At 69.8% G+C, this 24,820-nt stretch carries 23 protein-coding genes and 1 tRNA gene; 6 read left to right on the top strand and 18 right to left on the bottom strand.

Annotated elements, in window-relative coordinates; all coding sequences use genetic code 11:
• Positions 1 to 12: 12 nt before the first annotated feature.
• Both ispF and ispD read right to left on the bottom strand, forming a co-directional pair.
• The gene (ispF, locus tag AC2D80_RS07655) at positions 13 to 495 is read right to left on the bottom strand and encodes a 2-C-methyl-D-erythritol 2,4-cyclodiphosphate synthase (RefSeq protein WP_484632375.1); all 483 of its coding nucleotides are present in this window, start codon (positions 493 to 495) and stop codon (positions 13 to 15) included.
• Positions 492 to 1,202, bottom strand: coding sequence for a 2-C-methyl-D-erythritol 4-phosphate cytidylyltransferase (gene ispD, locus AC2D80_RS07660; RefSeq protein ID WP_484632376.1), 711 nt, complete (start codon positions 1,200 to 1,202; stop codon positions 492 to 494). The genes ispF and ispD overlap by 4 nt, the downstream gene beginning before the upstream one ends.
• Positions 1,203 to 1,276: 74 nt before the next feature.
• Between ispD and mfd the strand changes: the two genes are divergently transcribed.
• From mfd to AC2D80_RS07675, 3 genes are all read left to right on the top strand, one after another.
• Complete coding sequence (gene mfd / locus AC2D80_RS07665) at positions 1,277 to 4,762, top strand: transcription-repair coupling factor (protein ID WP_484632377.1); 3,486 nt, start codon at positions 1,277 to 1,279, stop codon at positions 4,760 to 4,762.
• Entirely contained in the window at positions 4,759 to 5,496 is a 738-nt protein-coding gene (gene serB / locus AC2D80_RS07670; protein WP_484632378.1) for a phosphoserine phosphatase SerB, read from the top strand. The genes mfd and serB overlap by 4 nt, the downstream gene beginning before the upstream one ends.
• A 162-nt stretch (positions 5,497 to 5,658) precedes the next feature.
• Positions 5,659 to 6,870, top strand: coding sequence for a DUF1996 domain-containing protein (locus AC2D80_RS07675; protein ID WP_484632379.1), 1,212 nt, complete (start codon positions 5,659 to 5,661; stop codon positions 6,868 to 6,870).
• 190 nt (positions 6,871 to 7,060) lie between these two features.
• On the opposite strand, the gene AC2D80_RS07680 is transcribed toward AC2D80_RS07675, so the two are convergent.
• The 10 genes from AC2D80_RS07680 to uvrB form a co-directional block, all read right to left on the bottom strand.
• Positions 7,061 to 7,135, bottom strand: a tRNA-Val gene (locus AC2D80_RS07680).
• An 82-nt stretch (positions 7,136 to 7,217) separates the two neighbouring features.
• Positions 7,218 to 7,925 (bottom strand): DNA polymerase III subunit epsilon, encoded by a 708-nt coding sequence (gene dnaQ / locus AC2D80_RS07685; RefSeq protein ID WP_484632380.1) that lies wholly within the window; start codon positions 7,923 to 7,925, stop codon positions 7,218 to 7,220.
• Positions 7,926 to 7,958: 33 nt separating this feature from the next.
• Positions 7,959 to 8,297: an ISC system 2Fe-2S type ferredoxin gene (fdx, locus tag AC2D80_RS07690; RefSeq protein WP_484632381.1), complete on the bottom strand. Its 339-nt coding sequence runs from the start codon at positions 8,295 to 8,297 to the stop codon at positions 7,959 to 7,961.
• A gap of 3 nt (positions 8,298 to 8,300) precedes the next feature.
• Positions 8,301 to 10,172: a Fe-S protein assembly chaperone HscA gene (hscA, locus tag AC2D80_RS07695; protein ID WP_484632382.1), complete on the bottom strand. Its 1,872-nt coding sequence runs from the start codon at positions 10,170 to 10,172 to the stop codon at positions 8,301 to 8,303.
• A 43-nt stretch (positions 10,173 to 10,215) separates the two neighbouring features.
• Positions 10,216 to 10,734 carry a Fe-S protein assembly co-chaperone HscB gene (gene hscB / locus AC2D80_RS07700; protein WP_484632383.1) on the bottom strand — a complete coding sequence of 173 codons (519 nt, stop codon included), beginning with the start codon at positions 10,732 to 10,734 and terminating at the stop codon, positions 10,216 to 10,218.
• Between the two features lie 111 nt (positions 10,735 to 10,845).
• The gene (gene iscA, locus AC2D80_RS07705) at positions 10,846 to 11,169 is read right to left on the bottom strand and encodes an iron-sulfur cluster assembly protein IscA (protein ID WP_484632384.1); all 324 of its coding nucleotides are present in this window, start codon (positions 11,167 to 11,169) and stop codon (positions 10,846 to 10,848) included.
• A gap of 14 nt (positions 11,170 to 11,183) precedes the next feature.
• Positions 11,184 to 11,570 carry a Fe-S cluster assembly scaffold IscU gene (gene iscU / locus AC2D80_RS07710; RefSeq protein WP_484632385.1) on the bottom strand — a complete coding sequence of 129 codons (387 nt, stop codon included), beginning with the start codon at positions 11,568 to 11,570 and terminating at the stop codon, positions 11,184 to 11,186.
• 131 nt (positions 11,571 to 11,701) lie between these two features.
• Positions 11,702 to 12,922 (bottom strand): IscS subfamily cysteine desulfurase, encoded by a 1,221-nt coding sequence (locus AC2D80_RS07715; RefSeq protein WP_484632386.1) that lies wholly within the window; start codon positions 12,920 to 12,922, stop codon positions 11,702 to 11,704.
• 97 nt (positions 12,923 to 13,019) lie between these two features.
• A complete protein-coding gene (gene iscR, locus AC2D80_RS07720) occupies positions 13,020 to 13,556 on the bottom strand; it encodes a Fe-S cluster assembly transcriptional regulator IscR (RefSeq protein WP_484632387.1) in 537 nt (178 codons plus the stop codon).
• Positions 13,557 to 13,796: 240 nt separating this feature from the next.
• A complete protein-coding gene (gene uvrB, locus AC2D80_RS07725) occupies positions 13,797 to 15,893 on the bottom strand; it encodes an excinuclease ABC subunit UvrB (protein ID WP_484632388.1) in 2,097 nt (698 codons plus the stop codon).
• A 49-nt stretch (positions 15,894 to 15,942) separates the two neighbouring features.
• Between uvrB and AC2D80_RS07730 the strand changes: the two genes are divergently transcribed.
• Positions 15,943 to 16,548, top strand: a complete 606-nt coding sequence (locus AC2D80_RS07730) for a 3'-5' exonuclease (RefSeq protein WP_484632389.1) — start codon at positions 15,943 to 15,945, stop codon at positions 16,546 to 16,548.
• Positions 16,549 to 16,554: 6 nt separating this feature from the next.
• On the opposite strand, the gene AC2D80_RS07735 is transcribed toward AC2D80_RS07730, so the two are convergent.
• Both AC2D80_RS07735 and AC2D80_RS07740 read right to left on the bottom strand, forming a co-directional pair.
• A complete protein-coding gene (locus tag AC2D80_RS07735) occupies positions 16,555 to 17,385 on the bottom strand; it encodes an alpha/beta fold hydrolase (RefSeq protein WP_484632390.1) in 831 nt (276 codons plus the stop codon).
• Positions 17,382 to 18,572 carry an aminotransferase-like domain-containing protein gene (locus tag AC2D80_RS07740; protein ID WP_484632661.1) on the bottom strand — a complete coding sequence of 397 codons (1,191 nt, stop codon included), beginning with the start codon at positions 18,570 to 18,572 and terminating at the stop codon, positions 17,382 to 17,384. The genes AC2D80_RS07735 and AC2D80_RS07740 overlap by 4 nt, the downstream gene beginning before the upstream one ends.
• Positions 18,573 to 18,693: 121 nt before the next feature.
• Between AC2D80_RS07740 and AC2D80_RS07745 the strand changes: the two genes are divergently transcribed.
• Together AC2D80_RS07745 and nth are read left to right on the top strand one after the other, a co-directional pair.
• On the top strand, positions 18,694 to 20,091 hold the full coding sequence (locus AC2D80_RS07745; RefSeq protein WP_484632391.1) for a hypothetical protein: 1,398 nt from the start codon (positions 18,694 to 18,696) through the stop codon (positions 20,089 to 20,091).
• Between the two features lie 49 nt (positions 20,092 to 20,140).
• On the top strand, positions 20,141 to 20,776 hold the full coding sequence (gene nth, locus AC2D80_RS07750; protein ID WP_484632392.1) for an endonuclease III: 636 nt from the start codon (positions 20,141 to 20,143) through the stop codon (positions 20,774 to 20,776).
• A 35-nt stretch (positions 20,777 to 20,811) separates the two neighbouring features.
• Here nth and AC2D80_RS07755 read toward each other — a convergent pair whose 3' ends face one another.
• Genes AC2D80_RS07755 through AC2D80_RS07770 form a run of 4 tightly spaced genes read right to left on the bottom strand, consistent with a single transcriptional unit; the run spans position 20,812 to position 24,814 of the window.
• The gene (locus AC2D80_RS07755; RefSeq protein ID WP_484632393.1) at positions 20,812 to 21,366 is read right to left on the bottom strand and encodes a histidine phosphatase family protein; all 555 of its coding nucleotides are present in this window, start codon (positions 21,364 to 21,366) and stop codon (positions 20,812 to 20,814) included.
• 22 nt (positions 21,367 to 21,388) lie between these two features.
• On the bottom strand, positions 21,389 to 22,246 hold the full coding sequence (locus tag AC2D80_RS07760) for an adenosylcobinamide-GDP ribazoletransferase (RefSeq protein ID WP_484632394.1): 858 nt from the start codon (positions 22,244 to 22,246) through the stop codon (positions 21,389 to 21,391).
• A gap of 1 nt (position 22,247) precedes the next feature.
• Positions 22,248 to 23,327: a nicotinate-nucleotide--dimethylbenzimidazole phosphoribosyltransferase gene (gene cobT, locus AC2D80_RS07765; RefSeq protein ID WP_484632395.1), complete on the bottom strand. Its 1,080-nt coding sequence runs from the start codon at positions 23,325 to 23,327 to the stop codon at positions 22,248 to 22,250.
• Positions 23,324 to 24,814: a cobyric acid synthase gene (locus AC2D80_RS07770; RefSeq protein WP_484632396.1), complete on the bottom strand. Its 1,491-nt coding sequence runs from the start codon at positions 24,812 to 24,814 to the stop codon at positions 23,324 to 23,326. The genes cobT and AC2D80_RS07770 overlap by 4 nt, the downstream gene beginning before the upstream one ends.
• Positions 24,815 to 24,820: the final 6 nt, after the last annotated feature.

Raw genomic sequence — 24,820 nt, forward strand, 5'->3', positions numbered from 1 at the left:
CGCGGCTCGCGATCAGCCCCGCACGAGCAGCGCCACCGCCCGGGCCTCGATCGAGAGGCCCTGCCCCACCGGCCCGAGCTTCTCCGCGGTCTTGGCCTTCACGTTCACCTGCCCCGGCGCCACGCCCAGCAAGGCGGCAATGCGCGCCACCATGGCCGGGATGTGGGGCGCGAGCTTGGGCGCTTGCGCGATGACGGTGCTGTCGATGTTGCCGACCGCATAACCGGCCTCGCACACGCGGCGCACGGCCTCCGCCAGCAGCGCGCCCGAATCGGCGCCGCGGAAGCGTTCGTCGGTGTCGGGGAAGTGCCGTCCGATGTCGCCCAGGGCCGCGGCGCCGAGCAGCGCGTCGGTGATGGCGTGCAGCAGCACGTCGGCGTCGCTGTGGCCAAGCAGGCCGAGGTGGTGCGGGACGGTCACGCCGCCGATGATGAGCGGGCGCCCGGGCACGAGGGCGTGCACGTCCCAGCCTTCGCCGATGCGGATGGTGTTCATGGGCGGCTCCGGAGCACGGCCTCGGCCAGTGCGAAATCGTCGGGGTAGGTGACCTTGAAGTTGCGCGCGCTGCCGCGCACCAGCCGCGGCGCGTGGCCGGCGCGCTCCACGGCGCTGGCTTCGTCGGTGATGCCGGCAAAGCCGCTGGCGACGTGAGGCGCCAGCGCCGCCTGCAGCAGGCCCAGGCGGAACATCTGGGGCGTCTGGGCGAGCCACTTGTCGTCGCGCGGCAGCGTGGCCCCCACGCGGCCGGCGTGCTCGGCCTTGAGCGTGTCGGGCAGGGGCAGCGCGAGCAGGCCGCCCACCGGATCGTCCAGGCAGGCGTCAATGAGCGCGTCCACGTCCGACGGCGTGATCAGGCAACGCGCGGCGTCGTGCACCAGGACCCAGTCGTCGTGGCTGGCGCCCAGATCGCGCAAAGCCTGCAAGCCGTTGAACACGCTGTGGGCCCGCGTCGCCCCGCCCACGGGCGCGACACACACGCCGGGCGGCGGCTCACGCCAGAAGTCATCCGCCGGCGCCACCACCACCAGGCGCGTGCTCAGGCGCGACACCGCCCCCAGCGCCGCCAGCGTGTGCCACACCAGCGGCTGGCCGGCGATCGGTTCGTATTGCTTGGGACGGGCGGTACCGGCGCGCGACCCGGTGCCGGCGCAGGGCAGGAGCGCATGACAGCGCAGGGGCATCGGGGCGGCGGGAGCGTTCATGGGAGGCGGCCATTCTAAAATCCGGCCACACCCCCGCCCGCCCTGGCCGGGGGTGTTCGTCATTTCCACCCCGCATGGACCTCCCTCCCCTTCCTGCCGGCAAGCGCCACGTGGTGCCCCACCCAGGCGGCTCGGCCGACGCCCTCGTCCTGGCCCAACTGGCCAGCCGCGAACGCGCCAGCGGACGCGCGACCGCCATCGTCACCGCCGACGCCACCGACGCGCAGCGCCTGATCGACGAGATCGCCTTCTTCGCGCCCGACCTGCGCGTCACCCTGTTTCCCGACTGGGAAACCCTGCCCTACGACACGTTTTCCCCCCATCAGGACCTCATCAGCGAGCGGCTGGCCACGCTGTGGCGGCTGCTCCAACGCGAGCACGACGGCGGTGCCGACGTGGTGCTGGTGCCGGCCACGACCGCGCTGTACCGGCTGGCGCCGCCGTCCTTCCTGGCGGGCTACACCTTTGAATTCAAGGTCAAGCAGAAGCTCGACGAGGCGCGGCTCAAGGGTCAGCTCACCCTGGCCGGTTACCACCACGTCACCCAGGTGGTGAGTCCGGGTGAGTACGCGGTGCGCGGCGGGCTGATCGACCTGTTCCCCATGGGCAGTCCGGTGCCCTACCGGGTGGACCTGTTCGACGACGAGATCGACTCGATCCGCACCTTCGACCCCGACAGCCAGCGCAGCCTCTACCCGGTGCCGGCGGTGCGGCTGCTGCCCGGGCGCGAATTCCCCATGGACGATGCGGCGCGGGCGCGGTTTCGCAGCCGCTGGCGCGAGCTGCTCGACGGCGACCCGACCAAGAGCCGCATCTACAAGGACATGGGCAACGGCGTGGCCACCGCCGGCATCGAGTACTACCTGCCCCTGTTCTTCGACGACACGGCCACCGTGTTCGACTACCTCGGCGCGCAGGCGCTGGTCGTGCTGCACGGCGACCTGGAAGCCGCGTTCCAGCGCTTCTGGCAGGACACGCGCGAGCGGCACCGCCTGCTGCACGGCGACCCGGAGCGCCCGATCCTGCCGCCGGAGGCGCTGTTCCTGTCGGCTGAGCAGTTCTACAGCCTGGCCAAGAGCCACGGCCAACTGGTCGTGCGCCCGCCGGAGGCCGGCGCCGGGGCGGCAGACCCTGGCCTGCAACCGCTGCCCGATCTGGGCGTGGTGCGCGGCGCCGACGATCCGCTGGCGCGGCTGCAGCGCCACATCGCGGGCACGGGGCAGCGCGTGCTCCTGCTGGCGGAAAGCGATGGCCGGCGCGAAAGCCTGCTCGACTTTCTGCGCGCCAGCGGGCTGAACCCGCCCGCGGTGGACTCGCTGGCCGAGTTCCAGGGCAGCGCCGAGAAAACCGCCATCGCCACGGCCGCGCTGGCGCGCGGCTTCTCGTGGCTGGACGGCGGCATCGATTTCGTCACCGAGACCGAACTGTTCGCCGCGGGCCCGAGCGCGCGACGCCGCAAAAAACAGGAGCAGGTCAGCGACGTGGACGCGCTGATCAAGGACCTGTCGGAGCTCAACGTCGGCGATCCGGTGGTCCACGCGCAGCACGGCATTGGCCGCTATCGCGGGCTGGTCAACCTCGACATGGGCGAGAAGAACGCCGACGGCACGCCCGCGCTGCAGGAATTCCTGCACCTGGAGTACGCCGACAAGGCCGTGCTCTATGTGCCGGTGAGCCAGCTGCAACTGATTGGTCGCTACACCGGCGTGAGCGCCGACGAGGCGCCGCTGCACAAGCTCGGCAGCGGCCAGTGGGAACGGGCCAAGCGCAAGGCCGCCGAGCAGGTGCGCGACGCCGCGGCCGAGCTGCTGAACATCTACGCCCGCCGGGCCGCGCGACAGGGTCATCCGTTCCGCTATTCCCCACAGGATTACGAGACCTTCGCCAACGACTTCGGCTTCGAGGAGACCGCCGACCAGCGCGCTGCGATCCATGCCGTCATCCAGGACATGATCAGCCCGCGCCCGATGGACCGGCTGGTCTGCGGCGACGTGGGCTTCGGCAAGACCGAGGTGGCGCTGCGCGCGGCCTTCGTGGCCGTCACCGGCGGCAAGCAGGTAGCCTTTCTGGCACCGACCACGCTGCTGGCCGAACAGCACTACCAGACGCTGGTCGACCGCTTCGGCAAGTGGCCGGTCAAGATCGCCGAGATGAGCCGCTTCCGTTCCCAGAAGGAAATCACGGCAGCGATGAAAGGCATCGCCGACGGCAGCGTGGACATCGTGGTCGGCACGCACAAGCTGCTGTCTGAGAAGACGCAGTTCAAGAACCTCGGCCTGCTGATCATCGACGAGGAACACCGCTTCGGCGTGCGCCACAAGGAGGCGATGAAGGCGCTGCGCGCCGAGGTGGACGTGCTCACCCTCACCGCCACGCCGATTCCTCGAACGCTCGGCATGGCGCTGGAGGGCCTGCGCGACCTCAGCGTCATCGCCACCGCGCCACAGCGCCGGCTGGCGATCAAGACGTTTGTGCGCAACGAAGGCACCGGCGTGATCCGCGAGGCGGTGCTGCGCGAGCTCAAGCGCGGCGGGCAGGTCTACTTCCTGCACAACGAGGTCGAGACGATCGAGAACCGCAAGCAAAAGCTCGAAGAAATCTTGCCGGAGGCGCGCATCGCCGTGGCCCACGGCCAGATGCCCGAGCGCGACCTCGAGCGCGTGATGCGCGACTTCGTGGCGCAGCGCTTCAACCTGCTGCTGTGCTCCACCATCATCGAGACCGGCATCGATGTGCCCACGGCCAACACCATCGTCATCAGCCGCGCCGACAAGTTCGGTCTCGCCCAGCTGCACCAGCTGCGCGGCCGCGTGGGCCGCAGCCACCACCAGGCCTATGCCTACCTCCTCGTGCCTGACATGGACGGTCTGACCAAGCAGGCCGCGCAGCGGCTCGATGCCATCCAGCAGATGGAGGAGTTGGGCAGCGGTTTCTATCTCGCCATGCACGACCTGGAAATCCGGGGCGCTGGCGAGGTGCTCGGCGAAAACCAGAGCGGCAACATGCTGGAGGTCGGTTTCCAGCTCTACAACGAGATGCTCAGCGAAGCGGTGAAGTCGCTCAAGGCGGGCCGCGAGCCGGACCTGCTCGCGCCGCTCTCCGTGACGACCGACATCAACCTGCACGCGCCCGCCCTGCTGCCCAACGACTACTGCGGCGATGTGCACCTTCGCCTGAGCTTCTACAAGAAGCTGGCCACCGCCAAAACGTCCGACCAGGTCGACGCGCTGATGGAGGAAATCGTCGACCGCTTCGGCAAATTGCCCGCGCCAGCGCAGACGCTCATCGACGTGCACCGGCTGCGCGTGCTCAGCGCGCCCTACGGCGTGGTGAAGGTCGACGCAGCGCCGGGCGTGGTGAACATCACCTTTCGACCCAATCCGCCGGTTGAGCCCCTGCGCATCATCGAACTCATCCAGAAAAACCGCCACATCAAGCTCGCCGGCAACGAAAAGCTGCGCATCGAGCGCGCGCTGCCCGAGGTCAAGGACCGCGTGCAGCTCGTGCGCGACGTGCTCCGCGCCCTGGGCCAACCCGTCAAACCCACCGAAACCGCATGACCACCACCGCCCTGCCCGCCACCTCGATCGCACCCGGCCTGACCCTGCGCGGCGTCACGCCGCCGCTGACGTTGAGCGACTTCAAGCTGATCGCCTTCGACATGGACTCCACGCTCATCAGCATCGAGTGCGTGGACGAGATCGCCGACGCGGTGGGCCGCAAAGCGGAGGTCGCGGCCATCACCGAAGCCGCCATGCGCGGCGAAATCGCCGACTACAAGGACAGCCTGCGCCGCCGCGTCGCCCTGCTTCAGGGCGTCACCGTGGCCGACATGGAGCGCGTCTACGCCGAACGACTGAAGATCAATCCCGGCGCGGCCGAACTGATCCGGGCTTGCAAAGCGGCCGGCCTGAAGGTGCTGCTCGTCTCGGGCGGCTTCACCTTCTTTGCCCACCGCGTGCGCGACACGCTGGGCATCGACTTCGTGCGCGCCAACGTGCTGGCGGTAGACGCCGGCCCCAACGGCGGCCAGCTCACCGGCCGGATGGTCGACCAACCCTGGGGCGACATCTGCGACGGCGCCGAGAAGCGGCGCACGCTGCTGGAAGTCGCCTCGCTGCTGGGCGCCGAACCGCACGAGTGCATCGCCATGGGCGACGGCGCCAACGACCTGCCCATGATGGGCGTGGCCGGCCTGTCGGTGGCTTACCACGCCAAACCGGCCGTACGGGAGCAGGCGATGGTGTCGATCGAGAGCGGCGGGCTGGATCGGCTGCTGGAAGTGATGGGCTGAGCGGGCGGTGCGTGGTCGCTGATGGCCCAGCACACCACGGGCTGAGGCTTGAAGGGGGTGCGTGGGGAACCTATCATTGCGCTGGCCTCCCCCCTGTTGGGGCATGCGCACCCGTCATTGGCCCCACCCTCATGCCGCCCGTCCGGGCAACGGACACCGACGATGAAACGATTTGCCCCGCTGTTCGCCGTGCTGGCCATCCCCGCGCTGGCTGCCGTCACCCTCAAAGCCGAGCCCGACCGAGCCGGATGGGAGTTGACCCGCGACGGCAGCGCGCTGGGTTCGCGACACCCAACGGAAGAGGCCTGCTGGACGGCGGCACGCGCCGATGCAGCGGCGCGCCGGGCATCCGGGGACTATCGCTGCGTGGGCCAGAAATCTGCCCGCATAGAGTGGAGCGATCCGGGGTCCACGCCCACCACGGCCACCGCTGCGTCGGCGCCTCGCCCCGACGCCCACCATGGCGGAAAGCACCCGGGCGACATGCCGTCCTACGATCCGTCGACGATACCGCCCCCCGTACCCGGCCACGCCGGCGTTCGGGTCAGCCGAACCGGAGAGATGCCGACGCCCGCCGGTGACGGTGTGGGCGCCTTCCGTACCGTGTGCACGCGCTCCCACTTCAACCGCGATGACAGCCTGATCTTCCCGAACCAGCCCGGTCGTGCCCACCTGCACATGTACTTCGGCAACACGATCAGCGACGCGGCCAGCACGCCGGAATCGCTGCGATCCACCGGCAACAGCACCTGTCGTGGCGGCATCGTCAACCGATCCAGCTACTGGGTGCCGGCCATCATCGACACGAAGGACGGGGCGGTCATCGACATGGACCGCGTCGATGTCTATTACAAGACCGGCTACCGCGGCGTCGCGGCGTCCGCCGTCCGCCCGGCGCCGGCGGGACTTCGCATGATCGCCGGTGACATGACAGCACGAGCGCCCGTCCGCTGGGGTCCCGCCGAGTTCCGCTGCGGATCCAAGCGGGATTGGGGTATTCCCCCGAACTGCGCGGTACCCCTTGAGATGCACCTCATCTTCCCGCAGTGCTGGGATGGGAAAAATCTCTCATCGCCCGACCACAAAAGCCACATGGCTTATGCCAACCCGCCCCGGGGTTGTCCGGCCTCACACCCGGTTGCTCTGCCGGAGTTGAGCTACATCGTGCACGTGGACATTCCCGCCGGGCGGAACACGGCCACCTGGCGCCTGTCTTCAGACAACTACCGCGGGGGACAGGGGGGTTACTCCATGCACGGTGACTGGATCAACGGTTGGGACGAAGAGCTGCCCACCGTGTGGACCGAGCGCGTGCTCAACAAAGGCCTAACTGGCGGATCTCACATCCTCGGAGACGGCCGCGTCATCTACTGACGCCCGTCGGACCGAACAGCCTGTCCCGGCGCTAGGACAACGCATCTCTTGCTGCGCGCATACCCGTCGCATTTGCCGTCGCATCCACCAGCGCCTCCCGTGCGCTCGCACGGGCACGCGCACCTCAACCATCGATCCCAACGCAAAAGCCCCTGAGCATTCGTTCAGGGGCTTTGGGCATGGAAACCGTTGGTGGGCGGTGCAGGGTTCGAACCTGCGACCCCTGCCGTGTGAAGGCAGTGCTCTACCACTGAGCTAACCGCCCGATCGACGCAGGTCGCCGCGTCGTCGGAAGCCTCGCATTATAGCGTCTATTTTTCCGCCATCGATCGACGGCCCAAAAAAGTTCAGGCGGCGGTGAGCGACCGCCAGACCGTCTTGCCCTTGCTTGCCTTGTCGAGGTCAGCCAACACGGCGTCGTGGGCGGCGGCTTCCTGGTCGTTGGCCTGCAACACGGGCAGCTCCAGGCTGCGCAGATCGATGACCTCGGTCACGCCGTCGTCGGACACGGCATCGACCGCGTCGATGAGCAGCGCGTCCTGACCGCGCGTCATGTTGATGTATACGTCGGCCAGCAGTTCGGCGTCGAGCAACGCGCCGTGCAGCGTGCGACCGGAGTTGTCCACGCCAAGGCGATCACACAGGGCATCGAGGCCGTTGCGCTTGCCGGGGAACATCGACTTGGCCATCACCAGGGTGTCGAGCACGCCGGCCACCACCGTGGTCACCGGCGGCAGCCCGAGGCGCTCGAATTCCTTGTTGAGGAAGCCGATGTCGAACGGTGCGTTGTGGATGATGAGCTCGGCATCGCGCAGGTAATCGACCAACTCGTCGGCGATGGCCGCGAACTTGGGCTTGTCGCGCAGGAATTCGTTGCTGATGCCGTGCACCTTGAGCGCGTCCTCGTGGCTGTCGCGCTCAGGGTTGATGTAGTGGTGCAGGTTGCGGCCGGTGAGCTTGCGGTTGAGCAGCTCGACGCAGCCGATTTCGATGATGCGGTCGCCCGCGTCGGCCGACAGGCCGGTGGTCTCGGTGTCCAGAACGATCTGTCGCACGGGTTCTCCTGCGTCAGCGGCGCGGCCGCGGTGTCAGTGATTTTCTTTTGCGTGGTTGATCGTGTACTTGGGGATCTCGATCGTGACGTCCTGCTGCGCGAGGATCGCCTGGCAAGACAGGCGGGAGTTCGGCTCCAGGCCCCAGGCGCGGTCCAGCAGGTCTTCTTCGGTTTCTTCCAGCTCGTTGAGGCTGGTGAAGCCCTCGCGAACAATGACGTGACAGGTCGTGCACGCGCAGCTCATGTCGCAGGCGTGTTCGATGGCCACGCCATGGTCGAGCAGGGCTTCGCAGATGGAGGTGCCGGCGGGCGCGCTGATGGTCTTGCCCTGCGGGGCGTATTCGGCGTGGGGCAGGATCTTGATGGTGGGCATGGGTCAGACTTCTTCGAGTTTCTTGCCGGCCAGGGCTTGCTGGATGCCGCGGTTCATGCGCTGGGCGGCAAAGGCTTCGGTGCCCTTGGCCAGCGCTTGCGTAGCGGCTTCGATGGTGGCGGCGTCTTCGAGGGGCATGGCGGCGCGCAGCGCGTCCATCAGGCTGTCGATGGTGGCGCGCTCGGCAGGCGAAAGGAGATCGCTGTCGGCGGCCAGGGCCGACTGGGTGGCCACGAGCATCCGGTCGGCGTCCACGCGGGCTTCCACCAGCGCCCGGGCCTGCATGTCCTGTTGTGCGGTGGCGAAACCGTCCTGCAGCATGGCGGCGATCTGCTCGTCCGACAGGCCGTAAGCGGGTTTGACATCGATGCGGGCTTCCACGCCCGAGGTTTGCTCGCGGGCCGACACGGCCAGCAGGCCGTCGGCGTCGATGGTGAACGTCACCCGGATGCGGGCGGCGCCGGCGGCCATGGGCGGGATGCCGCGCAGCGTGAAGCGGGCGAGGCTGCGGCAGTCGGCCACGAGGTCCCGCTCGCCCTGGACCACGTGCAGGGACAGCGCCGTCTGGCCGTCCTGGTAGGTGGTGAAGTCCTGTGCCATCGCGGTGGGAATGGCGGTGTTGCGCGGCACGATGCGCTCAACCAGCCCGCCCATGGTCTCAATGCCCAGCGAGAGCGGGATCACGTCGAGCAGCAGCAACTCACCGTCGCGGCTGTTGCCGGCCAGGGCGTTAGCCTGGATGGCCGCGCCGAGCGCCACCACCTCGTCGGGGTTGAGGTTGGTGAGCGGCTCGCGGCCGAAGAATTCACCGACCGTGCGGCGGATCACCGGCATGCGGGTGGAGCCCCCCACCATCACCACACCCTGCACCTCGTCGCGCGATACACCCGCGTCGCGCAGCACCTTGCGGACAGCGGCCATGGTGCGCGCGGTGAGTGCGGCGGTGCAGGTTTCGAAGTCGGCCACCGACACGGCTTGGGCGACGTCGCGATCGCCCACACGGGCCACGAACGTGACCGCGTGAGCGCTGGACAACGCCTCCTTCACACGCCGCGCTTCGCGGTGCAAGGCCGCGCGCTGCGCCGCGTCGGCGGGCAGGGGCAGGCCCTGCTGGGCCAGCACCCAGGCGGCCAGCGCCTGGTCGTAGTCGTCACCCCCCAGCGCCGAGTCTCCGCCGGTGGCCATCACCTCAAACACGCCCCGGGTCAGGCGCAGGATGGAGATGTCAAAGGTGCCGCCGCCGAGGTCGTAGATGGCGTAGACGCCCTCCGATCCGTTGTCCAGCCCGTAGGCGATGGCCGCGGCCGTGGGTTCGTTGATCAGGCGCAGCACCGGAATGCCAGCGAGCTGCGCCGCGTCCTTGGTGGCCTGGCGCTGCGCGTCGTCGAAATAGGCAGGCACGGTAATGACCGCGCCGTGCAGGTCATCGGCAAACGTGTCTTCCGCACGGAAACGCAGCGTGGCCAGGATCTCCGCGCTCACCTCCATCGGTGTTTTGCGGCCCGCCACGGTCTCCACCTGCGCCATGCCCTGATCGTCGACCACGCGGTAAGCCAGCCGATCGACATCAACCACCTGATCGCGCCGCCGGCCCATCAATCGCTTGACCGAACTGATCGTGTTCGCCGGGTCGTCCACCTGCGAGGCCAGGGCATCCCAGCCGATCTGACGGCCGCTGCCGCCGGCCGCCGGGTCCAGGTAGCGCACCACACTGGGCAAGATGACGCGCCCGGCGTCGTCGGGCAAACACTCGGCCAGGCCGTGGCGCACCGCCGCGACGAGGGAGTGGGTCGTGCCGAGGTCAATGCCCACCGCCACCCGCCGCTGGTGCGGGTCAAGCGACTGGCCGGGCTCGGAGATCTGCAATAGCGCCATGGTGTGGGGTCGGGGTGTCGGTGCAAACCGCGAATTCGTGGGCTTATTGTCCCAGTTGATCCAGACGGTTCTCGACGTCGCGCGCAAAGCGCTCAACAAACATGAGGGCTCTGACCTGCTGGGCCAGCGCGGAGAAATCCTGTGCGGTGTCGGCGGTCTCGGCGAGCGCCTGCAGGCGCTCGCGGCGCGCGGCGGCCACCTCGTCGGCGAGGTCTTCAACCGCAGCCGCATCGCCGGCCTCCTCCAGCGCTTCGCGCCACGCCATCTGCTGCATCAGAAAGTCGGCCGGCATGGCGGTGTTGCTGTCCGCCGCGATCGGCACGCCGTGCAGCTCGCACAGGTACGCCGCCCGGCGGACCGGGTCCTTCAGGCGCTGGTAGGCCTCGTTGATGCGCACCGACCACTGCATGGACTGACGCTGTGTGGCAGGGTCGGCGCTGGCGAAGCGGTCGGGGTGGGCCTGCGCCTGCAGGGCCTTCCAACGCTCGTCGAGATCCGCGCGCTCCAGCGCGAACCGCTCGGGCAGGCCAAAGATCGCAAAGTCGCTGGATTGCAGGTTCATCAAGGGGGCGGCGAGGGTGAGCGCCGTGAAGAGCCGCCGCGGGCCCGGCGATGGCGGACCGCTGGCGGCGCCCCCTCGGAGGGGAGCGCGCGAAGCGCGGCGGGGGTGGGTCTAGATCCTGAAGCTCTCGCCACAGCCGCAGCGGTCGCGTTCGTTGGGGTTGTGAAACTTGAAGCCTTCGTTGAGCCCCTCGCGCACGAAGTCGAGCTGTGTCCCGTCGATGTAGGCCAGGCTCTTGGGATCGACCAGCACCTTCACCCCGTTTTGCTCGAAGACCACGTCTTCCGGCGCCACCTCGTCGGCGTATTCCAGCTTGTAGGCCAGACCGGAGCAACCCGTGGTCTTGACGCCCAGACGCACACCCACGCCCTTCCCGCGCTTGGCGATGTAGCGGGTGACGTGGCGGGCGGCGGCTTCGGAAATGGTGACGGCCATGGCGGGGGACAACCTCAGTTCGCGTGCTTCTTGCGGTAATCGTCGACCGCGGCCTTGATGGCGTCTTCGGCGAGGATGGAGCAGTGGATCTTCACGGGCGGCAGGGCGAGCTCTTCCGCGATCTGGCTGTTCTTCAGCGCGGCGGCCTCGTCGAGCGTCTTGCCCTTGACCCATTCGGTCACGAGGGAGCTCGACGCGATGGCCGAGCCGCAACCGTAGGTCTTGAAGCGCGCATCCTCAATTACGCCGGTCTGCGGGTTGACCTTGATCTGCAGCTTCATCACGTCGCCGCAGGCCGGCGCACCCACCATGCCGGTCCCGACCGTATCGTCGCCCTTGTCGAAGGAGCCGACGTTGCGGGGGTTTTCGTAGTGGTCAACAACTTTTTCAGAGTAAGCCATGGTGATTTCCTTTCCTGACGCGTTGCGCTGACCGATACCGCATCCAGAGTGGCCGCGGCACCGGCTTTGCCGAGCCACTGGCGTCACCCCTTGAACGGGTAACGCGCAGCGGCGCGGGGAGCTTCCCTATCTCAATGCGCCGCCCACTGGATGGTGGACAGGTCGATACCGTCCTTGAACATCTCCCACAAGGGCGAGAGTTCGCGCAGCTTGGCCACGTTCTCCTTGATCGTGGCGATGGCGTAATCGATTTCCTGCTCGGTCGTCCAGCGGCCGATGGTCATGCGCAGGCTGCTGTGGGCCAATTCGTCGCTGCGGCCCAGGGCGCGCAGCACGTAGCTCGGCTCCAGGCTGGCCGACGTGCAGGCAGAGCCGGACGACACCGCGATGCCCTTGATGCCCATGATCAGGGACTCCCCCTCAACGTAGTTGAAGCTCATGTTGAGGTTGTGCGGCACGCGGCGCGTCTCATGGCCGTTGATGAACACCTCCTCGATGTCCTTCAGGCCGTTGAGCAGGCGGTCGTGCAGCGCGCGGATGCGCTGGTTCTCTTCGTGCATTTCGGCCTTGGCAATGCGGTACGCCTCGCCCATGCCCACGCACTGGTGGGTGGGCAGCGTGCCAGAGCGCATGCCGCGCTCGTGACCACCGCCGTGCATTTGCGCCTCGATCCGCACCCGCGGCTTGCGGCGCACGTACAGCGCGCCGATGCCTTTCGGGCCATAGGTCTTGTGGCTGGTCAGGCTCATCAGGTCGACCGGCAGGGTCTGCAGGTCGATGTCCACCCGGCCGGTGGCCTGGGCGGCATCGACGTGGAAGATCACGCCCTTCTCACGGCAGATTGCCCCCAGGGCCGCGATGTCCTGAATGACGCCGATCTCGTTGTTCACGAACATGACCGAGGCCAGGATGGTGTCTGGCCGCAGCGCGGCCTTGAAAGCGTCCAGGTTGACCAGCCCGTCGGCCTGGACGTCCAGGTACGTGACCTCAAAGCCCTGGCGCTCGAGTTCGCGCATCGTGTCGAGAACGGCCTTGTGCTCGGTCTTGACCGTGATCAGGTGCTTGCCACGGCTTTGGTAGAAATGGGCCGCGCCCTTGAGCGCCAGGTTGTTGGACTCGGTGGCACCGCTGGTCCAGACGATCTCGCGCGGGTCGGCGTTGATCAGGGCCGCCACCTGCTCGCGCGCCGTCTCAACGGCCTTCTCGGCTTCCCAGCCCCAGGCGTGGCTGCGCGAAGCCGGGTTGCCGAAGTGCTCGCGCAACCAGGGAATCATGGCGTCCACCACGCGCGGGTCGCACGGGTTGGTCGCGCTGTAGTCCATGTAAATCGGGAAGTGGGGCGTGCTGCTCATGGCGGGCAATGGTCGGAAAGGGGGCGAGGGTCGGCGCGGTGGCTGACGTCGGGCTGAACGGCGCGGTCGGCGGTGTCGCCGCCGCGCGGCGAGCAACTCACTTCGAGAACGCGGCGCCTCCCAGGGCAAACACGGAGTTCGGTGCGTTGACGCGGATCGGCTTGACCACCGGCGCGCTGGAAATCGCGCGCTTGATCATCGGCGCGTTTTCCACCACCACGCCCTTGGCCAGCTGCTCGTCCACGAGCGACTGCAGGGTGACGGAGTCGAGGAAATCCACCATCTTGGCGTTGAGGGCAGCCCACAGCTCGTGGGTCATGCAACGCTGGCCTTCGCCCAGGCAGTTTTCCTTGCCACCACACTGGGTGGCGTCGATCGGCTCATCGACCGACACGATGATGTCAGCCACCGTGATGTCGCTGGCCTTGCGGCCCAGCGTGTAGCCGCCGCCGGGGCCGCGGGTCGATTCCACCAGTTCGTGGCGGCGGAGCTTGCCGAACAGCTGCTCCAGGTAGGACAGGGAAATCTGCTGGCGCTGGCTGATGGCGGCCAGCGTGACGGGACCATTGTTCTGGCGCAGGGCCAGATCGATCATGGCGGTGACCGCGAAGCGGCCTTTCGTGGTGAGGCGCATGTTGCTCGCTCCTTCGTCTGTGTGGCTGGACCATCGTGGGTTGGTCGCCGGAGCACCCGCTCCGCCGACCCCGTTCTCCACCCGCCCCGACCGCTGAGGTCGTCAATTCGAAGGCTTCGTTGGGGTCTTTCCCGACTGTTTTCGTCGAGTTTATCGCAAAAGCCTACTGAATTGATCGGCATTGTAGCCGAACTTGGCTGTTTGTCTAGGACAAAACGAAGAAATACCCCCTGGAGCAGCTCAGGCGACGTTGTCCACGCCCGGCGCGCCAAGCACCCGGGCCTTGAGACGGCCGAGCTGGTCGCGCACCTGCGCCGCCTTTTCGAACTCCAGGTTGCGGGCGTGCTCCAGCATCAGCTTTTCCAGCCGCTTGATTTCTTTGCCCAGGTCCCGCTCGCTCAAGGCCTCGGCGGCCGCCTGCTGGGCGCTCTCGGCGGCCAGGCGCTCGGCCTCGCGCCCCGCCTTTTCGCTGTAGACGCCGTCGATCAGGTCCTTGACCCGCTTGTTCAGGCCGCGCGGCTGGATGCCGTGGGCCGCGTTGTGCTCGATCTGGCGGGCCCGCCGGCGCTCGGTTTCGCCGATGGCGGCCTTCATCGAGTCGGTCATCTGGTCGGCGTACAGGATGGCTCGGCCGTTGAGGTTGCGCGCGGCGCGGCCAATGGTCTGGATCAGGCTGCGCTCGGAGCGCAGGAAGCCTTCCTTGTCGGCATCGAGGATCGCCACCAGCGACACCTCGGGAATGTCCAGCCCTTCGCGCAACAGGTTGATGCCCACCAGCACATCAAAGGCTCCCAGCCGCAGGTCGCGCAGGATCTCGACGCGCTCCACGGTGTCGACGTCGCTGTGCAGGTATCGCACCTTCACACCGTTCTCGGTGAGGTAGTCGGTGAGCTGTTCGGCCATGCGCTTGGTCAGGGTGGTGATCAGCACGCGCTCGTTTTTTTCCACGCGCAGGCGAATCTCCTGCAGCACATCGTCCACCTGGTGCGTGGCCGGACGCACCTCGATTTCCGGGTCGACCAGCCCGGTGGGACGCACGAGCTGCTCCACAACCTGCCCGGCGTGGGTCTTCTCGTACTCGGCCGGCGTGGCCGAGACGAACACGACCTGCCGCATCCGCTGCTCGAATTCCTCGAACTTCAGCGGGCGGTTGTCCAGCGCGCTGGGCAGGCGAAAGCCGTACTCCACCAGCGTGGTCTTGCGCGCGCGGTCGCCGTTGTACATGCCGCCGAACTGGCCGATCAGCACGTGGCTTTCGTCGAGGAACATCAGCGCGTCGCGCGGCAGGTAGTCGGTCAGTGTGGACGGCGGTTCGCCGGGACGCGCGCCGGAGAGGTGGCGCGAGTAGTTTTCGATGCCCTTGCAGTGGCCGACTTCGCTGAGCATTTCCAGGTCAAAGCGCGTCCGCTGCTCCAGCCGCTGCGCCTCCACCAGCTTGCCCATGCCGACCAGCTCCTTCAGGCGCTGGTCGAGTTCAAGCTTGATGCCTTCCACGGCGCTGAGCACCTGCTCGCGGGGCGTCACGTAGTGGCTGCTGGGAAACACGGTGAAGCGCGGAATCTTCTGGCGGACGCGCCCGGTGAGCGGGTCAAACAGCTGCAGGCTTTCGATCTCATCGTCAAACAGCTCGATGCGGATCGCCATCTCGGAATGCTCGGCCGGGAACACGTCGATGGTGTCGCCACGCACGCGAAACTTGCCGCGCGAGAAGTCCTGTTCGTTGCGCGTGTATTGCATGCGCACGAGCTGGGCGATCAGGTCGCGCTGGCCGACCTTGTCGCCCACGCGCAGCGTCATCACCATCTGGTGGTAGCTCTCGGGCTTGCCGATGCCGTAGATCGCCGACACCGTGGCCACGATGACCACGTCGCGCCGCTCCAGGATGCTCTTGGTGCACGACAGCCGCATCTGCTCGATGTGCTCGTTGATCGCGCTGTCCTTTTCGATGAATAAGTCGCGCTGCGGCACGTAGGCCTCAGGCTGGTAGTAGTCGTAGTAGCTGACGAAGTACTCGACCGCGTTCTTCGGGAAAAACTCGCGGAACTCGCTGTACAGCTGCGCGGCGAGCGTTTTGTTGGGCGCGAACACGATCGCCGGGCGACCGCAGCGCGCGATCACGTTGGCCATGGTGAACGTCTTGCCCGAGCCGGTCACGCCGAGCAGCGTTTGGAAGGATTCACCGTCTGAGATGCCTTCGACCAGCCGGGCGATCGCTTCCGGCTGGTCGCCGGCCGGCGGATAGGGCAGGAACAGCTCGAACGGCGAGTCCGGGAAGCGGACGAATTCGCCCTCGGGTGGGGTGTCGGGCTTGACTTCTTGCAGCAGCGGGGTGGCCATCGCGGGATTGTGCCGGACGGGTCATTCCCCTGCCGGTATGCTGACGCCCATGACACCGCCGCCCCGCCCCGTGCCCGACAAGGACGCCATCGACGCCCTGCCCCCGTTTCCGCGGCTCGGGCGGGACCGGGTCACGCTGGTGCGCAGCGCGGGCGACGCGGTCGAGGCGGTGGCGGCGCTGCGCGATGCACCCCTCTGGGGCTTTGATACCGAATCCAAGCCCACCTTCCGGCGCGACGAGGTGTCCGACGGGCCGCACATCGTGCAGCTGGCCACGCGCGAGCGGGCCTGGGTGTTTCAGCTGCAAGACCCGGGCTGCAGTGAGCGGGTGGCCGACCTGCTCGCCGCCGGGCCTCACCGCAAGGCCGGCTTCGGGCTGCGCGACGACACGCTGCGCGTGCGCGCCCGGCTGGGCGTGGAGCCGCAGGGCGTGGTCGAGCTCAACGCCCTCTTCCGCGCCCAGGGTTACCGCAAGGACATGGGCGTGAAGGCGGCGGTGGCGGTGCTGTTCGGGCAGCGATTTGCGAAGTCGAAAAAGACCGCAACCTCCAACTGGGCCGCCGCCACGCTGAACGAATCGCAGTTGCTTTACGCCGCCAACGACGCGTGGGCGGCCTGGCACGTGGCCGCGGCGCTGGGCGTCGCGGCGGATTGACCCGGCTCAGGCGCCCGGCGCGTCGCGCTCGCGCTCGATCAGCCAGTCGCGCACCAGCGCGTTGAACGCCGCGGGCTGCTGGCGCATGACCCAGTGCCCGGTGTCCAGGCCGTGAACGGCGCAGCCCGGTCGGGCGGCCAGCGCGTCAAGCCAAGTCGCGGAGTGGAAGGCGAACGGTTTGCGCCGGCCGTACACGTACAAAAGCGGCCAGGTGATGCCCAGCGTGGCCTCGGACCGGGCCAGCCCGCGCAGGCCCCCAAAGTCCCCGAACCAGCCCATGGCGTAGGGGTAGTTCATGGGCCAGCCGATCGCGTCCGGCGCGTTGCGGCAGCCCACCTGACGGGCCATCCAACGGGTCATGCGGTCGGCCAGCCGCGGCCAGCGCGCACCCAGCCGCCAGGCGACCGCCAGCCACAGCTGATAGCCCGCGATCTGCAGCTTCTGCACCGCCGTCAGACCGGCGACGTGGGCGCGCGAACCGGCGTCGCCGATGTCCACGCCCACGATCCGCAACACGCGCTGGGGATGGCGCGCGGCGTATTCATAGCCAAACAGGCAGCCCCAGTCGTGCAGCACCAGCGTGACCGGCGCATCGGGGCTGACCGTGTCGACCACGGCGGCGATCAGCCGGGTCATCTCCGCCACGCTGACCGGCCGCGGGCCTTGAGCACGGTCGTAGCCCGGCAGCGGAAAACGCACGCAGCGCCAACGGTCCGACAAGGCGGCCACGGCGCTGTCCCACAGGGCCGGCGAATCCGGCCAGCCATGCAGCATGACCAGGGTCGGGCCCTGGCCATCGATCTGCACGCGCAGGCCCTCGACGTCGATGCTGTTCACAGCGCGCGGGCCAGCCGGGCCACGCCTTCCTCGATCTGGGCCAGCGGCGCGGTGGCGAAACTCAGGCGCAGCGTGGCCGGGTCCGGGTCACGCGCGAAGAACGGCGCGCCCGGCACAAAGGCCACGCCCTGCTCGATGGCGGCCTTGGCCAGCGCGGCGCCGTCGGCCGCGCGCCCGCCCGCGCCGGTGAGGCGCGCCCAGACAAACAAGCCGCCGGCCGGCGGCACAAAGTCGATGGCGTCGCCCAGCTCGCGCCGCAGGGCCGCGCCCATGGCCGCCGCGCGCTCGGCGTAGACCCGGCGCACGCGGTCCAGCGTGGCCGGCATGCGGCCCGCCTGCAGGTAGTGGGCGGCCGTGGCCTGGGCGAAGGTGCTGGTGTGGGCGTCGCTGAACTGCTTGCACATCGTCGCCTTGGCGAGCAGCTCTGCGGGCGCCACCATCCAGCCCACGCGCAGGCCGGGACTGAGCACCTTGCTCAGCGACCCGCAGTGCACCACCAGCTCGCGCGCACCCGGCACCTCGTCGGCCAGCGCCAGCAGGCTGGGCGGCGGGGCCTCGCCGAAGTACAGGTCGCCGTAGGGATCGTCCTCCACGATCAGGGTCTGGTGTTTCACCGCCATGGCCAGCACGGCGCGGCGGCGCTCCAGGCTCATCAGGGCGCCGCTGGGGTTGCCGAAGGTGGGGATCAGGTAAACGAACTTGGGGCGGTGCTGCTCAATGAGCCGCTCCAGCGCGTCGGTCTGCGCCCCCTGCCCGTCCACCGGCACCGTGACGAGGTCTGCGCCATAGAGGCGGAAGCACTGGATCGTGGCCAGAAACGTGGGCCCTTCCACGATCACCTTGTCCCCGGGCGAGACCAGCGTCTTGCCCAGCAGGTCCAGCGCCTGCTGGCTGCCCGTGGTGACGATCAGGTCGGCTGCTGCCACGCCGCGGGCGCCCTTGGTCGCCATGAAGGCCGCGATCTGCTCGCGCAGCGGGCCGTAGCCTTCGGTGGCGCCGTACTGCAGCGCGGCACCGGGCTCCTGCGTCAGCGCGGCGTCGCTGGCCGCGCGGATGCCCTCCACGTCAAACAGCGCGCTGTCCGGGAAGCCGCCGGCAAAACTGATGATGCCGGGCTTGCCCAGCAGCTTGAACAGCTCGCGGATGGCGGAGGTTTCGACGTGGTTGAGGCGGTCGGCGAAAGGAATCTTCATGGCGGTGTCGTCGGGTGAAGCGGCGATGGTAGCCGCTCGCCCGGGGGCCTGAGGCTGCCCGGGCTGGGCGTTTGGTGCGATGGCGGCGGGCAGCCAGCACGGGGACAGTGGCGCCATGAGACCCCCCGCCCCACCCAAATCCACCGCGCCGGATGCGGGTCGCCGCCGGCTGGTTGGCGGCCTGGGCGCCTCCGCCCTGCTGATGAGCCTGCCAGGCTGCGGGGGCGGCCCCGCGCCGGGTTGGTCGCCGCCGCTGGCCGTGGCGTCGGCCAGCGGCCAGGCCAGCGGGTTGCGCGTGGTGTGGGGCGGGGGCGGGTCGGCCCTGGCGGTGTGGGAAACCGAGACCGCCGGCGTGCGGCGCGTGATGGCGGCCTGGCTGGACAGCACCGCGGCGACGTTGGGCTTTGTCTCGACCGCGCTCGACACACCCGACAGCGGGGCGCCGCGCCTGCCCGACACGGCCATGGATGCGGCCGGCCGGGCCTGGGTCGTCTGGCGGCAGGCCCAACCCGCCGGGGGAGACTGGGTGCTGGCGCGGCGGTTTGAGCCGGGCGTGGGCTGGCTGCCGGCGGAGGTGTTGGGGCCGGCGGCCATCGGCGCGGACCGGCCGCCGTGCGTGGCCATGGACGCGATCGGTCGCACCACGGCGACTTGGCTGCGCGACTCGCCCGCCGGGCGACCCGTGGTGGTCAGCACCTGGTCGCCCGGCGGGGCGTGGACGCCGGAGGAACGCATGGATGTGCTGGACACGCCGACGCGTCCGCCGGTGGTAACGGTGGATGGCCGGGGCCACGGCATCGTGGTTTGGACACAGCCGGACCTTGGCACGCTGGGCCCTTTTTTGCTCTGGTCAGCTGATTGGAACCCGGGCAGCCTTGGGCCGATTTCGGGCTCGGTGGAAGCGGCGCTCACGGAAGGCGACCTGCTGCGGGTGGTGACGTTGAGCGGCGGCGTGGCCCTGACGGCTTGGCGCGCGCTGGAGAGCCCCAGCTCGATGAGCGTCAGAACGAGCCTGGACATTCCCGGGTTGTTCTGGAATCCGACGGTATCGCCCTCGGGATCGGTGCCCCGATCGGGGCCAGCGCCCAGCGTCACTGCGCTCGACTTGGCGGCGGGAGCGGGCAATGCCGCCGCGGTGTGGTGGGTCGAGAACAACGGCGCACGCGAACGCTTGATGCTGCAGCGCCTGGCGAACGGCGCCTTGCCCGGCACGCCGCCGTGGACACTGCACGACCAGCCGGCCGGAACAGGCCTGGTGCCCAAGGGCGTGATGACCCACGCCGGGGACGTGGTTAGCCTGTGGGAAAGCGGTACAAGCGGCAACGCCGCGCTGTGGAGCAGCACCCAGGCACCGGGCAGCCTCCCGGGGCTGGCAACGCGGCTGGACAACGAGGCGTCGGCGGGCGCCTCGGCCAGCGGCATCGCGCGCGGCCCCGGCGATCTGGTGGTGGCCGCGTGGCTGCAGCCGACGGCCGGTGGCCACCGCCTCTGGCTGCGCTGGCTGGTGCCCTGACGGGCCGTCGGCGCCCACCGCGAACGCCGGGCGGCCTACACTGCCGCCCATGAAACGCGCCGACATCGAACCCTTCTTCGCCACGCTCAAGGCCGCCAACCCGACACCCCAGACCGAACTGGAATACACCAGCGTGTTCGAGCTGCTGGCGGCCGTGCTGCTCTCGGCGCAGGCCACCGACGTCGGCGTCAACAAGGCCACCCGGCGGCTGTTTCCGGTGGCCAACACGCCGCAGGCCATGCTCGACCTCGGCCTGGCGGGGCTGGAGTCCTACATCAAGACCATTGGCCTGTACCGCAGCAAGGCGCGGCACCTGATGGAGACCTGCCGGCGCCTCGTGGAGGAGCACGGCGGTGAGGTGCCGCGCACGCGCGAGGCGCTGGAGGCCCTGCCGGGGGTGGGCCGCAAGACGGCCAACGTGGTGCTCAACGTGGCCTTTGGCCAGCCGACGATGGCGGTGGACACGCACATCTTCCGCGTGGCCAACCGCACCGGACTCGCGCCGGGCAAGACACCGCTGGCCGTGGAGCAGGCGCTGGAGAAGCGGGTACCGCCGGCCTACGCGGTGGATTCGCACCACTGGCTGATCCTGCACGGCCGCTACGTGTGCCAGGCGCGCAAGCCGCTGTGCTTCCGCTGCAGCGTGGCCGCGTGGTGCGACCACCGCCCCAAGACGAGCGCCTGAGCGCCGACGCCGCGGTCGGGCGGCCTCAGACCGGCTCAGAAGTCGATCACCGTGTGGCCGCCGGGCGCCGGCGCCTCGCGCGGCCACTCGCTCGCCGCCGCGATGCGGCGCGGGCCGTGCGCGCGCAGGTACTGGGCCGCGCGGATCACGCCCGCGTGGGTGATCCAGGCGATCTCGGGGAGGCCGGTGCGATGGGCATCGATCAAGGCGTTGGCCACCCGCCCGATCAGCGCCTGCGTGCTGTCGTGACCGCCGAAGCGGTGGTCGGCGAAGTCGGTCATCCACGGTTCGAACGCGGCGGCCGGGATCGCGTCCCAGCGCACCAGTTCAAAGCGCCCGAAGTCGAACTCGTTGAGCCGGGTGTCCACCCGCACGGCCCCCAGCGCCGGACGCAGGCGCTGAGCCGCGGCCGCCAGCTGCTGCGCGCGCATCAGGCCCGACACCGCCAGCGGCACGCCCGCCGGCAACGCGGCGGCGAGGGCTGCCGCCGCCTCGCGCGTGGCCTCGGCCTGCGCCGGCACGTCGCTGATGCCGTAGCAATAACCACCGGGCAGGGCCACGGGGGCGTGGCGCCACAACCAGAGCCTCATCGCGGGCACCTCACCACCCGCCTCACCACGCCAGGACCAGCCCCAGCAGGAACAGCACCTCCGCCACCTGCTGCGTGGCGCCGAGACCGTCGCCGGTGAAGCCGCCCAGGCGGCGGCGCAACAGGCGGTGCATCCAGCCCGCCGCCAGCAGCGCCCCCAGCGCGCCCGCCCACCACGGCGCGGACGGCGCCCAGACCGCCAGCGCGGCGCCGGCCAGGGCCGCCCAGCCCAGTCCCGCGGCGAGGGCGCGGTGGCTCAGCGTGTCGGCCAGGGGTTTGCTTTTCGACGTCGCGGTGTCGCCCACGTGGGGCAGCGCGCGAATCAGCAGCAGCGGTGCCGTGCGCGACGCCACATGCGCCGCCGCCAGCGCCCAGGGCGCCAGCGCCGGCGACAGGCCGATCACCAAGGCCAGCAGCGACACACGCGCCAGCAGCGCCAGCGCCAGCGCCAGCGCGCCGTAGCTGCCGATGCGCGAGTCCTTCATGATCTCCAGCGCGCGCTCGCGGTCGAGGCTCCCGCCCAGACCGTCGGCCAGGTCGGCCAGCCCGTCTTCGTGAAACGCGCCGGTGAGCAAGGCCCCCGCCACCGACACCGCCACCGCCGCCACCCAGGCCGAGGCCGGCACCGGCGGCAGGCCGGCCAGCAACAGCGCCAGCGCAGCGCCCAGCAGTCCCCCCACGAGCAGGCCCACGCCGGGAAAGTGCGCCGCGCTGGCGCGCAGCATGGCGGGACTGAAGCCCACCCAGTCGGCCAGACGCCCCGTCACCGGCAGCCGGGTGAAAAACTGCACCGCGATCAGGTAGTGGCGCAGGAATCCGGCCACGCCACGCGGCGCGTCAGGCCCCGGTGCCGGGGCGGCGGAAGGTTCGGATTCCGCCATCTCAGCGCGGCGTGGTCAGGTCGGGTTCGCCGCCGGCGGTGGCCACGCCCGCGCTCTCGAAGCTGGCCATCTCGCGCAGCAAGGCGGTGGCGCTCACCAGCAGCGGCCAGGCCAGCGCGGCGCCCGAGCCTTCGCCGAGGCGCAAGCCCAGGTCCAGCAGCGGCTCGGCGCGCAGGTGGGCGAGCATCAGCGCGTGGCCACGCTCCCCCGAGCGGTGCGCGAACACGCAGCGCTGCAGCACGCGTGGCTGCAGCGCTGCGGCCACCAGCACGGCCGCGGTGGCGATGAAGCCGTCCACCACGACGACGCGGCGCTCACGCGCCGCCTGCACGGCGGCGCCGCACAGCGTGGCGATCTCGAAGCCGCCGAAAGCGGCCAGCGCGTCCAGCGGCGCGCGGGCGTCGGGGTGGCGCTGCAGCACCTCGCGCAGCAGCCCGATCTTGCGCTGCACGGCAGGGGCGTCCAGGCCGGTGCCGGCGCCGGTGCAGTCGGCGATGTCCAGGCCCGCGAGACGCGCCATCAGCAAGGAGGCGGCGGAGGTGTTGCCGATGCCCATCTCGCCGAGCAGCAGCGCGTTGCCGGGCAGCCGGCGCACGATCGCCCGGCCGTGGTCCAGCGCCTGTCGGCACTGCGCCGGGGTCATCGCGGGGCCTTCGAGACAGTCGGCGGTGCCGCGGGCGACCTTCGCGTCCACCAGACCCGGGCGGGGCGCGAAGTCGTGGTCCACGCCACAGTCGACCACCGTCAGGCCAATGCCGTGCTGACGCGCCAGCACACTCACCGCGGCGCCACCGGCCAGGAAGTTCTCGACCATCTGCCAGGTCACGTCGCGCGGGTAGGCCGAGGTGCCGCGAACGGCCAGGCCGTGGTCGGCCGCGCACACCAGCATCTGCGGGTCGCGCAGCTCCGGCGCGGTGGTGCCGAGGATCAGACCCACGCGCAGCGCCAGCGCCTCCAGGCGGCCCAACGATCCCAGCGGCTTGGTCTTGTTGTCCAGCGCGCGCTGCAAGGCCGCGGCGAGCGCGGGATCGTGCAGGTCATCCAGCGCGTCGAGGTCGGTGGGGGGCATGGGTGTGGTCATGGGGGTTCTCCGTCAAAAACGTCAGGGGCGATCAGCGCATCGAGCGCGGCGGGATCGAGGTGGTGGGCCACGGCGTCGGCCAGGCCGTCGAACACGCTGTCCAGCGTGGGCACGCCGGCCCCGAACAGGGCGCGCAGGGCCGCCGGGTCTTCAAACAGGCCGTGCAGGTACAGGCCCAGCACGCAGCCGGTGGCGTCGGCCCAGGCCAGTGCCGGGGCCACGGTCTGCACGGCATGGCCGGCGCGGACCATGGCCGGGTGCGGCACGGTCTGGCCGTGGTGGATTTCATAGCCGCCCAGTGTCACGCCAGACAGCGCCGCCCAGGGCCCCGTGAGGGCGGCGAAGCGGGCGGACGTGCGGCGCACGGTCTTGTCGGCGGCGAAGGAGGTCACGAGCGGCAGCAGGCCCAGCCCGGGCGCGTTGCCGTCGACACCGTGCGGATCGATCAGCGCCTCGCCCAGCATCTGCAGACCGCCACACACGCCCAACACCCGCCCGCCCGCGGCGGCGTGGGCGGCGACGGTGTGGTCGAGGCCGCGCTCGCGCAGCCACGCCAGGTCGGCCGCGGTCGCCTTGCTGCCGGGCAGCACCAGCCAGTCGGCGCCCGCGCAGTCGGCCGGAGAACGGGCCCACACCAGCCGCACGCCCGGCACCCGCTTGAGCGGCTGGAACTCGTCGAGGTTGCTCACCCGCGGGTAGGCGATCACCGCCACGGTGGTGTGCACCGCGCCGCAGGCGTGACCGCGGTCGTCGAACACGCCGTCCTCCTCGGGCAGACCGTGGTCCGCCCACCAAGGGATGACACCGACCGTGGGCACGCCGGTGAGGGCCTGGAGCTGCGCCGGCGCGGGCGCCAGCAGCGCCGGATCGCCCCGGAAGCGGTTGAGCACGAACCCGCGCAGCCGCGCCCGGTCGGCCTCGGGCAGCAGGGCCCAGGTGCCGTACAGGTGGGCGAAGGCGCCGCCGCGGTCGATGTCGGTCACGAGCAGGCAGCGGGCGTCGGCGTGGCGCGCCACGCGCAGATTGACGATGTCGCTGTCAATCAGGTTGATCTCGGCCGGCGAGCCGGCGCCTTCGATCACCACCACGTCGTGCGCGGCGCGCAGGCGGTCGAGCGCGGCCGCCGCGTCCGGCCACACCCGCTCGCAGCGCTCGCGCCAGGGCAGCGAGGCCAGCCCGTGCCGGACCCGACCGGCCACGACCACCTGGCTGCGGGTGTCGGTTTCGGGCTTGAGCAACACCGGATTCATGTCCACGCTCGGCACCGCCCGCGCGGCGAGCGCCTGGAAATACTGCGCGGCGCCGATCTCGCCGTCGGGCGCGTCGGGCCCGGTGGCGACGACCCGCGCGTTGTTGCTCATGTTTTGCGCCTTGAAAGGCGCCACGCGCCAGCCCTGGCGCGCGATGTGGCGGCACAGCGCGGTGGCCAGCCAGCTTTTGCCGGCGCCGCTGGACGTGCCCAGCACCATGACCGCGCGCGCCGCCATCCGGGG

It is taken from the genome of Hydrogenophaga sp. T66 (assembly GCF_057219855.1).

Excerpts from the sequence above, each read along its gene's own strand:
- mfd (WP_484632377.1), top strand. The coding sequence starts at position 1,277 with ATGGACCTCCCTCCCCTTCCTGCCGGCAAGCGCCACGTGGTGCCCCAC.
- hscA (WP_484632382.1), bottom strand. The coding sequence starts at position 10,172 with ATGGCGCTATTGCAGATCTCCGAGCCCGGCCAGTCGCTTGACCCGCAC.
- AC2D80_RS07730 (WP_484632389.1), top strand. The coding sequence starts at position 15,943 with ATGACACCGCCGCCCCGCCCCGTGCCCGACAAGGACGCCATCGACGCC.
- nth (WP_484632392.1), top strand. The coding sequence starts at position 20,141 with ATGAAACGCGCCGACATCGAACCCTTCTTCGCCACGCTCAAGGCCGCC.
- serB (WP_484632378.1), top strand. The coding sequence starts at position 4,759 with ATGACCACCACCGCCCTGCCCGCCACCTCGATCGCACCCGGCCTGACC.
- iscA (WP_484632384.1), bottom strand. The coding sequence starts at position 11,169 with ATGGCCGTCACCATTTCCGAAGCCGCCGCCCGCCACGTCACCCGCTAC.
- AC2D80_RS07715 (WP_484632386.1), bottom strand. The coding sequence starts at position 12,922 with ATGAGCAGCACGCCCCACTTCCCGATTTACATGGACTACAGCGCGACC.
- AC2D80_RS07760 (WP_484632394.1), bottom strand. The coding sequence starts at position 22,246 with ATGGCGGAATCCGAACCTTCCGCCGCCCCGGCACCGGGGCCTGACGCG.
- AC2D80_RS07770 (WP_484632396.1), bottom strand. The coding sequence starts at position 24,814 with ATGGCGGCGCGCGCGGTCATGGTGCTGGGCACGTCCAGCGGCGCCGGC.
- fdx (WP_484632381.1), bottom strand. The coding sequence starts at position 8,297 with ATGCCCACCATCAAGATCCTGCCCCACGCCGAATACGCCCCGCAGGGC.
- iscR (WP_484632387.1), bottom strand. The coding sequence starts at position 13,556 with ATGCGCCTCACCACGAAAGGCCGCTTCGCGGTCACCGCCATGATCGAT.
- AC2D80_RS07675 (WP_484632379.1), top strand. The coding sequence starts at position 5,659 with ATGAAACGATTTGCCCCGCTGTTCGCCGTGCTGGCCATCCCCGCGCTG.
- iscU (WP_484632385.1), bottom strand. The coding sequence starts at position 11,570 with ATGGCTTACTCTGAAAAAGTTGTTGACCACTACGAAAACCCCCGCAAC.
- ispD (WP_484632376.1), bottom strand. The coding sequence starts at position 1,202 with ATGAACGCTCCCGCCGCCCCGATGCCCCTGCGCTGTCATGCGCTCCTG.
- ispF (WP_484632375.1), bottom strand. The coding sequence starts at position 495 with ATGAACACCATCCGCATCGGCGAAGGCTGGGACGTGCACGCCCTCGTG.
- AC2D80_RS07755 (WP_484632393.1), bottom strand. The coding sequence starts at position 21,366 with ATGAGGCTCTGGTTGTGGCGCCACGCCCCCGTGGCCCTGCCCGGTGGT.
- hscB (WP_484632383.1), bottom strand. The coding sequence starts at position 10,734 with ATGAACCTGCAATCCAGCGACTTTGCGATCTTTGGCCTGCCCGAGCGG.
- uvrB (WP_484632388.1), bottom strand. The coding sequence starts at position 15,893 with ATGGCCACCCCGCTGCTGCAAGAAGTCAAGCCCGACACCCCACCCGAG.
- cobT (WP_484632395.1), bottom strand. The coding sequence starts at position 23,327 with ATGACCACACCCATGCCCCCCACCGACCTCGACGCGCTGGATGACCTG.
- AC2D80_RS07745 (WP_484632391.1), top strand. The coding sequence starts at position 18,694 with ATGAGACCCCCCGCCCCACCCAAATCCACCGCGCCGGATGCGGGTCGC.